The sequence below is a fragment of the Amycolatopsis sp. cg13 genome, assembly GCF_041346965.1.
Classification (GTDB): Bacteria; Actinomycetota; Actinomycetes; order Mycobacteriales; family Pseudonocardiaceae; genus Amycolatopsis.
The window spans coordinates 1,902,312-1,915,527 of sequence record NZ_CP166848.1; the positions used below are offsets into that span (position 1 = coordinate 1,902,312).

The window sequence follows — 13,216 nt, forward strand, 5'->3', positions numbered from 1 at the left end:
CCCCACCGACAAAACCCGGCTGCGACCCAACCCTGCCGGTCAGGACAGCGGCTGCCATCGCTCCGACTCGGACCCGCGACCGCACCAGTCCTGCTGGCGAACAATCCGCTCCGGAATCGGCCAGGGCATCGCGGCTCGAAAAGCGCGGCTGCGGCGATGAAACCGGGAGAAGGCGGCGCGGGACAACGAAAAGATCCAGGCAGGAGCGGCCTTGAACCTCTCGGCTGACGCCGCCGGGAAAGACAAGACTGTTATTCCATCGGAATGCCGCGCACCCTCGGTGCCATCGATCACCCGACAGCGGGGAGTTCAGGGGTGCCGGCCGAAAACGACGTCGATCGCGAGCTTGTTCTCGAGCAGGAGTACGTGACCGCCTTGTACGGCAGGCTCGACGCGTTGCGCGAGCAGGCGGCGAGCGGTTGCGAAAGCGAGGACCCGGAGGCGGCGGCGCGGTGGAAGGCGGAGTTGGCGCGGCTCGAAGCCGTCGAGGACGGGCTGTGCTTCGGGCGACTGGAGATGCACGACGGGAGCCGGAGGTACATCGGCCGGATCGGGTTGTTCCGGGACGGCGCGGACGAGCCGTTGCTGCTCGACTGGCGCGCTCCGGCCGCGCAGCCGTTCTACACCGCGACCATGGCGGAGGCGCGCGGCGTCCGGGGGCGGCGGCGGATCACCACCCGCGGGCGGGTCGTGACAGGGCTCGACGACGAACTGCTCGACCTCGACGCCGCTGATGCCGGAGGGCTCGTCGGCGAGGCGGCGTTGATGGCGGCGCTCACGGCGGACCGGACCGGGCGGATGGGCGACATCGTCACGACGCTGCAGGCCGAGCAGGACCGGATCGTCCGCGACGGATACGCGGGAGTGCTCGTCGTGCAGGGCGGGCCGGGGACCGGGAAAACCGCGGTGGCGCTCCATCGGCTGGCGTATCTGATGTACACGCGTCCGCAGTTGCGCACGCGGGGCGTGCTGGTGCTCGGGCCCAGCGACGTCTTTCTCGACTACATCGGTCAGGTGCTGCCGGGGTTGGGCGAGCACGCCGTGGCGACCGCGACGATCGCCCGGTTGCGGCCGGACGTCGAGGTCAGCCGGGTAGACCCGGCCGAGGTCGCGGAGGTCAAAGGGCGGGCGGAGGCGGCGGACCGGATCGCGGCGGCGGTGTGGGGCCGGGCGGGTGCGTGCGGCGAGGCGGTCGAGGTGGAGTTCGAGCAGCAGGTGGTGCGGCTGGAACTCGCCGAGTGGCGGGAAGCGGTGGAGTTCGCTTCCGGCCGGGGGTTGCCGTATCAGCAGGCGCGGTTGGTATTTCAACAGCGGATGGTGGAACTTCTCGCGCGGCGGTTGGCCGATCAGCTGGAGAACGTGGTGTTCACCGAGAGCGGCGACGCGATCGACGGCGGGAGCGCGGACGGTCGGCTCAGTGCGGCGGATCTGCGGGCGTTGGCCGCGGCGGGGGTGGTGCTGGGGCCGGATCAGGACGACGGGCCACGGCGGTTGCTGAACGAGGGTGACGTCGCCGACCTGCGCACGGCGTTGCTGACCGACGTCGCGGTGTGCGAGGTGCTGGACGAGCTGTGGCCCGCGCTGACAGCGGAGGAGGTGGTGGCGGAGGTGTTCGGCGGGCTGGGTGACGAGCGCTGGGTGGATGGAGCGCCCGGCAAGACCGGTGCGGCGACGGGGAGCGGCGCGGTGCCCGGCAACGGCGCGGCCACAGGGAACGGCGCGGCGGCGGTGGTCGGCGAGCTGGGTGACGAGCGATGGGTGGATGGGGCGCCCGGCAAGACCGCTGCGGCGACGGGGAGCGGCGCGGTGCCCGGCAACGGCGCGGCCACAGGGAACGGCGCGGCGGCGGTGTTCGGCGGGCTGGGTGACGAGCGCTGGGTGGATGGGGCGCTCGGCAAGACCGCTGCGGCGACAGGGAGCGGCGCGGCGCCCGGCAACGGCGCGGCCACAGGGAACGGCGCGGCGGCGGTGTTCGGCGGGCTGGGTGACGAGCGCTGGGTGGATGGGGCGCTCGGCGAGGCCGGTGCGGCGACAGGGAGCGGCGCGGCGCCCGGCAACGGCGCGGCCGCAGGGAACGGCGCGGCGAAAGGGACCGGTGCGGCACCGAATCCGGCTGAGTCGTTTGGCGGTCCCGGCAAGGGCTGGAGTGCGGCGGATATTCCGTTGCTGGACGAGGCTTCCGCGGTGCTCGGCGAATCCGCGGGGACGTTCGGGCATGTCGTGGTCGACGAGGCGCAGGAGCTGTCCGCGATGGCGTGGCGGATGGTGCTGCGGCGCTGTCCGGCCAAGTCGATGACGGTCGTCGGCGATCTCGCGCAGACCAGCGATCCGGCGGGAGCGACGTCGTGGGAACAGGTGCTGCGGCCGCACGTGGCGGATCGCTGGCGGTTGGCGGAGTTGAGCGTGAATTACCGGACGCCGTCGGAGATCATGGCAGCCGCAGGCGAGTTGTTCGCCGCGCAGCACCCTGGTCTTCAGCTGCCGCGGTCTGTGCGGGCTGCTGGCGAATCGCCGTGGCGTCGGCAGGGCACGCTTGCTGAGGTCGGTGCTGCTGCTGGTGAGCTGATCATTGCTCCGGCGTGTCAGGTCGCCGCGTTGCGGGAGCGCTGCGCCGCGACGGTTCTGACTCCTGGGGAGGCGAAGGGGCTCGAATTCGATTCGGTGCTGATCGTCGATCCGGCCCGGATCCTCGACGCTCCCCTGGGCCGCAACGACCTCTACGTCGCGATGACGCGCGCCACGCGGCGGCTGGGCATCGTCCATTTCGGACCGGTTCCGGAGGAGCTGGCGGGGATCCGGGAACTCAGGCGTCGAGTTCCTTCAGGGCGCGGGCCAGTCGCTTGATCATGGAGCGTCCCTCGTCGACCTGGAGGCGAGCGAATTCGTAGCCGAGCACGCCTTCGCCGGTGATGCCGATCTGGCCGCGGAGCGCCTGTGCCACGCCGGAGTTCAGTTCGGGTTCCGACACCCAGGCGAGCTGGTCGAGCATCCACGACTGCAGCGGTTTCCCCGGAGCGGCGCGGACGATGCCGCCGACGGTGAACAGCGCGACGCGGTGCGAGGTGAGCGAGAAGACGAACCGGCCCGGCGTCGGGATCGGCACTTGCGGCGCTTCGGTCTGCCCGCGCCGCGCGGCGAGCGCCATCCCCGCCGCGCCCGCGAGCCCGGCGATGCCCGCCGCGCCGGCGACCATCGTCTTCCGCACGCCGCCCGTGCGGAACGCGACCAGCGCGTTCAGCACGCGCTCCCCCGGCACGAACTCTCCGGCGAGGCGGCTCTCGACCTTTTCCCGCAGCGTCACGATCCGCAGCCTTCCCTACTCGGCACTGGGTTCCGCTGGCGATCACGACCTGGCGGTTCCTGGAGGTTATGCGCGCCGGATCGCGATGGGTGACGGGATTTTCGCCGACAGGGGGATTTAGCCGGGGCGGCGTTGTGCGGGCCGGAGAGGGTGCTGAGGCGGGATCGCCGCGCCGGTTCGGGCGGCGGGAGCATCGGTCACCGCGCCAGCCACTCCAGCAGGATCTCCGCCTGTGCGGACGGAGCACCGTCGTCCGGGCGCAGGACGACGTCCGGGCTTCGGGGCACCTCGTACGGGTCGTCCACCCCGGTGAAGCCGACGATCTCGCCCCGCCGGGCCTTCGCGTACAGGCCCTTCGGGTCGCGGGCCGCACAAGTCTCCAGCGGGGTGTCGACGAAGACCTCCACGAACCGCAAGCCCGCTTCTTCGTGGCTGCGGCGGACGGCGTCCCGATCGGCGCGGTACGGGCTGATCAGCGACACTACGGCCACGATTCCCGCGTCGGCGAAGAGCTTCGCGATCTCTCCGGTTCGGCGGACGTTCTCCTGGCGGTCTTCGGCCGAGAAGCCCAATCCGGCATTGACGCCGTGGCGCAGGTTGTCTCCGTCCAGCAGGTAGGCGGGGCGGCCAGAAGCGACCAGTCGGCGCTCCAGCTCGGCACCCACAGTGGACTTTCCCGACGCCGACAAACCGGTCAGCCACACGGTCATTCCCGAGGTGGCGCGCCTGGCACGGGTGACGGCCGGTTCGTGCCAGACGACGGCGGGCGCGGTCTCCGCGGGGCCGATGATCATCCCGGCGGCGACCGTTTTCTTGCTGACCTCGTCGACGAGCACGAAGCTGCCGGTGTCGCGGTTGCGGCGGTACGGGTCGAAGTGCAGGGGCTGTTGCGTGCGCAGCCGGATGCGGCCGATTTCGTTCAGGGCCAGCGAATCGGCGGTCTGGTCGCGGTGCAGGGTGTTGATGTTCAGACGGTAGTCCAGCTGGCCGACGGTGGCGGGGACCTCGCGCGTCGTGTGGTGGACGGTGTATCGGGCGCCGACCGACAGGGAGTTGTGCTCGGTCAGCCAGCAGACCATGGCGTCGACGTCGGCGGCGACGTGCGGGCGGTTGTTCGGGCGGCAGATCAGGTCGCCGCGGACGATGTCGATCTCGTCCGACAGTTCAACCGTGACTGCCTGGCCCGCGAAGGCTTCTTCGATCGCGGTGCCGCCGGGGCCACGGACGGCGGTGATGGTGGTGCCGAATCCGGACGGCAGGACGGTGACCTCGTCGCCGGGTTTCAAAACACCGCCTGCGATGGTGCCGGCGTAGCCGCGGAAGCCTTGGCCCTCGGCGAAACCGTGGGCGCGGATGACGTATTGCACCGGCAGGCGCGCGTCGATGAGGTTGCGGTCTGACGCGACGTGCACTTCTTCGAGACGGTGCAGCAGCGCGGGGCCCTCGTACCACGGCATTTCGGCGCCGCGGTTGACGATGTTGTCGCCGTGCAGGGCGGAAACCGGCACGAAGGCCAGGTCGTGAACGTCCAGTTTCGCAGCGAAGCGGCGGAATTCTTCGACGATCTCGGCGAAGCGTTCCTGTGTGTAGCCGACCAGGTCCATTTTGTTCACGCATACGATCAGATGCGGGACACCGAGCAGGCTGGCAATGAAAGCGTGCCGACGCGATTGTTCCAGCACGCCTTTTTCCGCGTCCACGAGAATGAGCGCGACATCGGCCGTGGAGGCGCCGGTGACCATGTTGCGGGTGTATTGGATGTGGCCGGGGGTGTCGGCGATGATGAACTTCCGCCGCGGCGTGGCGAAATAGCGATAGGCGACATCGATGGTGATGCCTTGCTCGCGTTCGGCGCGCAGGCCGTCAGTGAGCAGGGCCAGGTCGGTGTGGGTGTCGCCGCGTTGCGCGCTGGTGCGTTCGACGGCGGCGAGCTGGTCTTCGAAGATCGCTTTCGAGTCATACAGCAGCCGTCCGATCAGCGTCGACTTTCCGTCGTCGACGCTGCCCGCGGTGGCCAGCCGGACGAGGTGGCTCATCAGAAGTACCCCTCCTTCTTTCGGTCCTCCATGCCGGTTTCGGAGATCCGGTCGTCCGCGCGGGTGGCGCCGCGTTCGGTCACGCGGGTGGCGGCGACCTCGGCGACGACCTCCGCGGGAGTGGCCGCGGTCGATTCGACGCAGCCGGTGCAGGTGGCGTCGCCGACGGTGCGGAAGCGGACGGTCGCGGTGAACGGTTCTTCGTCGTCCGGGCGGCGGTGGAGGAAGCGGGTGTCGGCGAGCAGCATGCCGTCGCGGCGGACGACCGGGCGGCGGTGTGCGTAATAGAGCGGCGGCAGGTCGATGTCCTCGGCCTCGATGTAGGTCCAGATGTCCAGTTCGGTCCAATTCGAAAGCGGGAACACCCGGATGTGCTCGCCTTTGCGGTGACGGCCGTTGTACAGCCGCCAGAGTTCCGGTTGCTGATTGCGCGGGTCCCATTGGCCGAATTCGTCGCGGAAGCTGAACACGCGTTCCTTGGCGCGGGCTTTTTCCTCGTCGCGGCGCGCTCCCCCGAAAACGGCGTCGAGGCCTTGGTCGTTGATTGTCCGCAGCAAAGTCGTGGTTTGAAGCCGGTTTCGGCCCGCGCGCAGGTCTTCGGTGACGCGGCCGTTGTCGATGTCGTCCTGGACGTGGCCGACGACGAGCCGTACGCCGAGGCGGGCGACGACCTCGTCGCGGTACTCGATCACCTCGTCGAAGTTATGGCCGGTGTCGATGTGCACCAGCGGGAACGGCACCGGCGCGGGCCAGAACGCCTTGCGCGCCAGGTGAAGCATCACCACGGAGTCCTTGCCGCCGGAGAACAGCAGCCCGGGGCGGGCGAAGGTGGCCGCGACCTCGCGGAAGATGTGCACGGCTTCGGCTTCGAGGGCTTGCGGATGGGTCAGTTCGTACGACGGCGCGGTCATCTGCGGGCCTCCAGCTGGTCGAGCAGGGTGCGCACGGGAAGGTCGAGGTCTCCTGAGACGAGCGACAGCGCGGTCAGCCATTGCTGCAGGACTGCGTGCGCTTCGTCGGCGGTGAAGTAGTCGGTGGCGTAGTCGGCTCGGACTTGCCAGCTTTTGCCGTCCGCGACCACGTATTGCAGCCAGTCGAACTTCGCTGCCGCGCCTGCGACGTATATTCGTTCGCAGCGCAGGCCCGGAAGCTGCAGTTCGCTGGGCGCTTCATCGAGGACCAGGCAGATCCGGCCCAGGTGCTCGCCCGAGAGCACGCCGCGCTCGCGAGTGACGCCTCCGCCGAGCAGCGCGTACGGCACGTTTCGGTGCCGCAGCACGGCTAGGGACGTGCGTTTCGCGGCGGCGCAGACCTCGCCTACCGTGGCAGTGGAGGGGACCTGATATCTCACAGGCAGCAGGTCGGTCAGGCAGCCGATGACGTCGTCGAGGTCCGGGTCGCCGCGGCGGGACATGGGGGTGCCGAGGACGATGTCGTCGTCGTTCACCGTGGCAGCGACCAAAGCCAGGCAGACGCTCATCAGCACGTTCGCGGTAGTGCGCAGGGAACGGGCGGCCGCGCGGACGGCGTCGCTCAGTTCGGCGGGGACGGTGCCGCGGACACAAGCGCACTCGGTTCCCCGTCTGGCAGGCAGTTGGCGCGGGTGCGGCGGCAACTGGGACATCGCGCGGGCGCCGTTGAGATATGAGGACCAGAAGGTGAGATCTTCGTCCGCGATCCCGGCCGCTCGCTGACGGACGGCGTGCTCGCCCAGAGTCAGCGCCGGAGCATCGCTAACCTGCTCCGTGTACAGCGCGGACAGCTCCCGGTCGATCAGCGCCAGCGAGGCGTCGTCCACGATGACGTGGTGGATCTGCAGCAGGAGGACGTATTCGTCCGGGCCGTAGTCGTACAGCGTCATCCGCGCCGGTGCCGACGTGAGGTCCAGCGGTCGTTGCCCGGCGCGGCGCAGCACCTCGTGCAGGTCTCCCCCGGGCCATGGCAACCGTTCGAGGGGCAGCACGCCGACCGGATCGATGAGCTGGACCGGACCGATCTCGTCGAGGGTGAACCTTGTGCGGAACGCGGCGTTTCGGTCCACCAGCGCCTGAAGCGCGCGTTCCAGCGCCGGAACGTCGAGCGGGCCGGAAATCCGCTGGGCCCAGGTTTCGAGAAACGGTGAGGGGCTGCCCGCGAACTGGTCGGCGATCCAGATCGCTTCCTGTTCGAAGGTCTGCGGAAAGACGTCCGTCATCGGCCCTCCAGCGCGGACAGGTCGACTTTGCCGTTCTCCCGCCGGGGAAGTTCTTCGACCAGTTCGAATCTCGTCGGGACCGCGTAGGCGGGAAGCAGCGCGGCGAGTTCCTTGCGTGCCTCTCGCGGGGACAGCTGGGCGCCTTCGGTCAGCGTGTAGACCAGGGCGATCTGCGATACCCGGCCGTCGGCGTCCGTCCGGGCGACCGCGGCGCAGGTGCGGATCTGCGGGACGGCGGCCGCGGCGGCCTCGACGTCGCCGAGTTCGATGCGGTTGCCGTTGAGCTTGACCTGCCGGTCCCGGCGGCCGCGGTAGTGCAGGATCCCTTCAGCGTCCAGCAGTCCGACGTCGCCGGTGCGGTACGCCCCCGGTCGCGGGAACCGTTCGCGCGACAGCCGTTCGTCGCCGAGATATCCCAGCGCGACGCCGGAACCGAGCGCGACGATCTCGCCCGGTTCGCCGGCGGGCGCGGGGGAACCGTCGTCGCGCAGGATGACGACCTCGGTTCCCGGCACCGGGACACCGGCCGGAATTCCGCCGGGAACGTCCACATCGGACGGACGCATCCGGTGCACGGTTGTCAGCATCCCGTTCTCCGCCGGGCCGAACCCGTTCCAGAGCGGGATTTCCGGGAAGCGGTCGAGGAAGATCCCGACGTGCCGGGGCGATTGTTTCTCGCCGCCGACGTAAAGCTCCTGGACGCCTTTGAAGGCATCGAGATCCTCGTCGACGATCAGGTTGAACAGCGAGGTCGTCAGCCAGACCGTGTCCACGCCCTCCTCGGCGACGAGATCGCGCAACCGGCTCGGCATCAGGTGGCTTTCCTCGACCACCACCGACGTACCACCGGTGGTCAGCTGACCCCACAGCTCGAACGCGTACATATCCCACGACCCCGGCGCGACCTGCGGCGTGACGTGTCCGGGCCCGAAGCCCGGCAGGCCGTCCGGGCCGAACATCCTCGTCACCGCGCGATGCGGCACCAGGACGCCCTTGGGGACGCCGGTGCTGCCGGAGGTGAAGAACACCATCGCGATGTCTTCCGGGCCGGACAGCACTGGCGCGGCCTGGGCGCCCGAGGCGAGCTCGGCCAGCGGCACCGGCTCAAGCGGGCACGTAATGCCAAGCCCGATGCCCGGACGACCGACGACGACCGGATCGTCCAGCTGCGAGAGGATCGACGCGATCCGGCTCTCCGGCCAGCGCGGGTCGAGCACCGCATAGCCGGCACCCGCCATCAGCACGCCGAGCTGGACCGCGATCAGCTGCGCGCTGCGCGGCAGCACCAGCGGGACGATGTCGCCCGGCCGCACGCCCTCCGAGGACAGCCGATGCGCCACGGCTTTCCCCGCCGCGACCAGGGTCCGGTAGCTGACCCGTTCGCCGCCGTGCACCAGCGCGGTCGCGTCGCCGGTGTGCCGGGCGACCGCGGCGTGCACGCTCACGGCGCGCCCTGCCGGATCTGCTCGACGAAATCGGCCAGCTCGTCGTGTTCGAGCAGCACCGTCGGGTCGAGCCGGCAGCCGATCTTGCCCGCGATGCGCGCGCAGATCCGGATCGCCGCGAGCGATCCGCCGCCGAGGTCGTAGAAACTGTCGCGCCTGCCGACCAGGTCGACGTCCAGCACCGCCGCCATGATCGCGGCGACGCGCTCCTCCAGTTCGTCGGCGGGATGTTCGTACTCCGCGGGCGACAGGGCAACACGGCTTTCGGGCACGGGAACTCCTCTTCGCAGCACTTTCGGGGCAAAACGCGAAACTCAGTCCGTTCCGGGGATCGGCTCCAGCGGGGCGGCCTTCGGGGTGTGCCCGGCCTCCTCGGCTTCCTTCAGCCCCCGCGTCGTCACGCGCGACGCGAACACGAACGCGGAGAGCGTCAGCCCGATCGCCGCCGCGATGAAGGTCGCGGCCGTCCCCTGCCAGCGGGCCAGCGCGCCGCCGAGCAGCGCGCCCACCGGCACGACGCCGAGCACGATCAACCGGTACGCGGCGGTGACCCGGCCCAGCAGCTCGTCGGGCACCGCAGCCTGCCGGAGCGTGCTGACCACGATCTGGTTCAGCGCCGTCGCGATGGCGCTCAGGAACATGAGGATTTCGACCAGGACGACGCTGTGGGTCAGGCCGAGTGCCGCATAACTGGCGGCGGGCACGAGCGCGGCGAGCCAGGTCACCGGGCCGCCGCCGAGCAGCGGCACCGCCTTGGCCGCGATCAGCGACCCGAGGATCGCGCCCACCGCGGGCACTGCGATGAAGAAGCCGTACCAGGACGTCGTCACGCCGAGCGGGCCTGTCGCGAGCAGGACGAGCAGGCTGGCAGTGGCGGAGGAGAAGAAGTTGATCGAGGCGGAGATGAACGCGACCCGGCGCAACAGCCGGTGTTCCCAGAAGTACGACCAGCCTTCCTTGATGCTGCGCACGACGTCGCCCGCCGAATGCGTGCTGCCGCTGGTGTCGTGCGCGGTGGGCAGCATCCGCGGCAGGGTCACCAACGCCAGCGCGGCGAGGGCGAAAAGCCCGGCGCTGGTGGAAAACACCAGGACTGCCGACATCGCGAACAGTGCCGCGCCCGCCGGCGGTCCGATGAAGCTGTGGATCGCCGACTGGGTGGCGAACAGCCGGCCGTTCGCCTTCTCCAGGTCCTTGCGCTCGACCAGCCGCGGCGGGACGGTCAGCGCGGCGTTGTCCACCAGCGTTTCGGCGACGCCGGTCAAGAAGACCGCCAGGTAGAGGATCGCGATGCTGTGCAGGTGCGCGACCAGCATCAGCACCAGCAGCAGGAAACCGGCCGCGCGGACCGCGTTGCCCCAGACCATGATGAACCGCCGGTCGACGCGGTCGGCGAGCGCCCCGGCGGGCAGGGTGAAGACCAGCCACGGCAGGAACTGCGCCACGGTGAGCCCGCCGATCAGCAGCGGGTCCCTGGTCACCACCACGGCGAGCAGCGGCACGGCGGCGATCACCAGGCCGTCGCCCAGGTTGGACAGGACCTGCGACATCCACAGGCGGGTGAAGCTACGCCCCAAACTCATGTGCACTCCTCTGCGATCCTTGCCCGCTGACTGGTTCCCTCTGCTCCGGATTCAGCGCCGCCCTGATGCGGTCGTGGTACGGCAGCTGGTCGCGTTCGTATCTCTCCGCGACGAGCTGAAGTTCGGCGGGCAGTTCCTCCCGGGTGCGGGACGCGACGCCCAGCGCGGTCGACGCGCTCGCCCCGGCGTGCCAGCGCCCGGTGGCCCCCCAGCTCGGCGGCGGCTCCTTCCGGAACGCCAGCGAACCGGGCACGAACGGGATGCCCATCGCCGCGCAGTACGCCGTCATCTCCTGCTCCGGGCCGCGGACCATCCGGTCGCCGTCGACCAGGTGCATCGGCATTCCGGCGGCGCGGACGGTGGCGACGATGTCCCAGAGGTTCCGGAATCCCATCGCCCGCGACGTCGCGTCGGCCTGCATCACGAGGTGCGAACGCACGGTGTCGCGCGGGTTCCGGATCATCGCCGCGTGCTGGCAGCGGCGCACGAAAGCCGGGTTCGCGTCGAGGCGGTCGATGGGGAAGTCTGTGGTGTCCTTGAAGAACACTGGCCGCGTCGCTGAGATTTCAAGGAGCGCGGCCATCACCTCGTCCTGGCTCGTGCAGGTCCGGTCGGCGACCTCGGCGGTGCCGAAATCGGATACGCGCGAGAACGGTTCGTGGATCACCAGGTAATCGCCGCGCTCGTACATCGCGCGCTCGAACGCGGTCGAACGCGACCGCGGCACGCACCACAACGCCAGCAGTTCGGTCACGACTTCACCTCCAGCAGCGAGTTGTCCAGTTCCCGCAAGGCCGTCCGCAGGATCCGGACGCCCGCGAGGTATTCCGCGATCGCGATGTGCTCCCCGTCGGTGTGGTTCTGATACGGGTCGCCGGGGCCGTAGGTCGCCATCGGGACGGTCCACGTGCGGCTCAGCGTGTTCATGTCGCTGGTGCCGGTTTTGAGGCTGTACCGGGGTTTTCGCCCTTCGATGGCGATGGCGCGGGACAGCGCGCGGACGCACGGGGAGCTTCGTGGCACGACCACCGGCGGCACCTCGTATCTCAGAGTCACCGCCACGTGCTCGCCGAGAATCGCGGCGACTTGGTGCCGCAGTTCCTCGGGCGACGTGTGCGGCGGGGTCCGGAAGGACAGCGAGCAGCGGCTGGAGAACGGCTCGAAGTTGCCGTTCTTGACGACCATGCCGACGTCGGCGAAATTCGCGTTGCCGCGCGTCGAGAAGACGTCGAGAAGCCGGGCCAGTGCGGCGATCAGCGTCTCGCTCGACTTCAGTTCGGGCGTCGCGGTGTGCGTCCGGGTGACCTCGCACCGGACGTCGAGCTGGACCATTCCCTTGTAGCCCACCGTCACCGTCGAGGACCCGCTCGGCTCCCCTACCAACACGGCGTCCGGCACGGGCACGGTCTCGCGGACGTGCTCGGCACCGCGGGAGGACAACGCTTCCTCCTCGACCACGCCGATCCAGTGGACGCGGAGGCCGAGGTCGCGGCTGGTGAGCGCGGCGACGAGCATCGCGATCAGGGGACCTTTGGCGTCGACGGCGCCGCGGCCGCGAATGTGGGTCTCGCTGTGTTCGAAGGGCACGGAGCCGGGAACGGTGTCGAGGTGGCTCAGCAGCACGACCGTCCGCGCGCCGCTGCCGACGATCGCGTGCGCATTTCCCACGTCGTCAAGGAAACTGTCCGCGCCGAAGCCGGCCGCGATGTCGCGCAGCCGCTCGGCCAGCTGCCGCTCCTCGCCGGAGACGGACGGGATCGACACCGCCTCCGCCAGCAGCGCGACCGCCGCGCTGTCGACCAGCTCGCCCTCCCGCGTGCTGAAATCCTGAATCGTCATGCCGGGCCCAGCCCCTTCCCGATCAAGGTTCCGCTTCCGCCGAGTGCTTCCGTCAGGGGCGCTCCCCCGCGTCCGTCGCAGATCTGCACCGCCCGCAAGCCCTTGCCGAGCGCTTCGGTCGCGGCGGCGATCTTCATCCGCATGCCGCCGCGCAGCGTCGGGATCAGCTCTTCGGCGTCGGCCACGTTCAGCTCCGCGACGGTGGACGACGGATCGTCCGGGCAGGCCAGCAGTCCGGCAGTGTCGGTGAACAACAGCAGCCGGTCCGCGCGCCAGGCCGCCGCGATTTCGCAGGCCATCCGGTCGGCGTCCACATTGGTCGGCTGCCCGTCGGCGGTCATGCCCGGCGGGCAGACGACCGGCACCATCTCCAGGTCGTGGACGGCGTCCAGCAGGCGAGGGTCCACGCTCACGACGCGGCCCGCCAGGTTGTCCCGCACCACCCGGGTCCGGCCGTCCGACACCGCGCGGATCGCGGCTTTGCGTTCGGTGCGGACGAGTCCTCCGTCCATTCCGGACAGTCCGACCGCCGGGACCCCGCGCTGCCGCAACGCCGAGAGCAGCCGCGCTTGCGTGCGGCCGCGCAGGGCCATCATCACGGCGGTGAGGGTGGCCGCGTCGGTGTATCTCGTCTGCATTCCGTCCGGGGACCGCAGGGTGCGGCGCGGCAGGCCGAGTTCGCCGATGGTCTGGTCGATGTCCCGGGATCCGCCGTGCACCACGGTGATCCGGTGCGTGCGCCACAGCGCCGCGAGGTCGTCGGCGATACCGGTCCCGCTCTCCTGGAGGCTCCCGCCCCACTTCACGACAATTCTCAT

At 70.0% G+C, this 13,216-nt stretch carries 11 protein-coding genes; 1 reads left to right on the forward strand and 10 read right to left on the reverse strand.

Annotated elements, in window-relative coordinates:
- Nucleotides 1–315: 315 nt before the first annotated feature.
- Entirely contained in the window at nucleotides 316–2,844 is a 2,529-nt protein-coding gene (locus AB5I40_RS08475; RefSeq protein WP_370937882.1) for an ATP-binding domain-containing protein, read from the forward strand.
- Here the strand turns inward: AB5I40_RS08475 and AB5I40_RS08480 are convergent.
- The 10 genes from AB5I40_RS08480 to AB5I40_RS08525 all read right to left on the reverse strand — a co-directional run bounded on the left by AB5I40_RS08480 (nucleotide 2,804) and on the right by AB5I40_RS08525 (nucleotide 13,216).
- Nucleotides 2,804–3,301 (reverse strand): hypothetical protein, encoded by a 498-nt coding sequence (locus AB5I40_RS08480; RefSeq protein WP_370937883.1) that lies wholly within the window; start codon nucleotides 3,299–3,301, stop codon nucleotides 2,804–2,806. The two genes, AB5I40_RS08475 and AB5I40_RS08480, sit on opposite strands and share 41 nt — an antisense overlap.
- Before the next feature lie 197 nt (nucleotides 3,302–3,498).
- Nucleotides 3,499–5,337 carry an adenylyl-sulfate kinase gene (cysC, locus tag AB5I40_RS08485; protein WP_370937884.1) on the reverse strand — a complete coding sequence of 613 codons (1,839 nt, stop codon included), beginning with the start codon at nucleotides 5,335–5,337 and terminating at the stop codon, nucleotides 3,499–3,501.
- The gene (cysD, locus tag AB5I40_RS08490) at nucleotides 5,337–6,248 is read right to left on the reverse strand and encodes a sulfate adenylyltransferase subunit CysD (protein WP_370937885.1); all 912 of its coding nucleotides are present in this window, start codon (nucleotides 6,246–6,248) and stop codon (nucleotides 5,337–5,339) included. The genes cysC and cysD overlap by 1 nt, the downstream gene beginning before the upstream one ends.
- Entirely contained in the window at nucleotides 6,245–7,531 is a 1,287-nt protein-coding gene (locus AB5I40_RS08495; RefSeq protein ID WP_370937886.1) for a condensation domain-containing protein, read from the reverse strand. The genes cysD and AB5I40_RS08495 overlap by 4 nt, the downstream gene beginning before the upstream one ends.
- On the reverse strand, nucleotides 7,528–8,976 hold the full coding sequence (locus tag AB5I40_RS08500) for an AMP-binding protein (RefSeq protein WP_370937887.1): 1,449 nt from the start codon (nucleotides 8,974–8,976) through the stop codon (nucleotides 7,528–7,530). The genes AB5I40_RS08495 and AB5I40_RS08500 overlap by 4 nt, the downstream gene beginning before the upstream one ends.
- Complete coding sequence (locus tag AB5I40_RS08505) at nucleotides 8,973–9,248, reverse strand: phosphopantetheine-binding protein (RefSeq protein ID WP_354742633.1); 276 nt, start codon at nucleotides 9,246–9,248, stop codon at nucleotides 8,973–8,975. The genes AB5I40_RS08500 and AB5I40_RS08505 overlap by 4 nt, the downstream gene beginning before the upstream one ends.
- Before the next feature lie 42 nt (nucleotides 9,249–9,290).
- Nucleotides 9,291–10,559 carry an MFS transporter gene (locus tag AB5I40_RS08510; protein ID WP_370937888.1) on the reverse strand — a complete coding sequence of 423 codons (1,269 nt, stop codon included), beginning with the start codon at nucleotides 10,557–10,559 and terminating at the stop codon, nucleotides 9,291–9,293.
- Entirely contained in the window at nucleotides 10,543–11,313 is a 771-nt protein-coding gene (locus AB5I40_RS08515) for a hypothetical protein (protein WP_370937889.1), read from the reverse strand. Before AB5I40_RS08515 ends, AB5I40_RS08510 begins: the two co-directional genes overlap by 17 nt.
- Entirely contained in the window at nucleotides 11,310–12,398 is a 1,089-nt protein-coding gene (locus AB5I40_RS08520; protein ID WP_370937890.1) for a M20/M25/M40 family metallo-hydrolase, read from the reverse strand. Before AB5I40_RS08520 ends, AB5I40_RS08515 begins: the two co-directional genes overlap by 4 nt.
- Nucleotides 12,395–13,216 (reverse strand): [LysW]-aminoadipate kinase, encoded by an 822-nt coding sequence (locus AB5I40_RS08525; RefSeq protein WP_370937891.1) that lies wholly within the window; start codon nucleotides 13,214–13,216, stop codon nucleotides 12,395–12,397. Before AB5I40_RS08525 ends, AB5I40_RS08520 begins: the two co-directional genes overlap by 4 nt.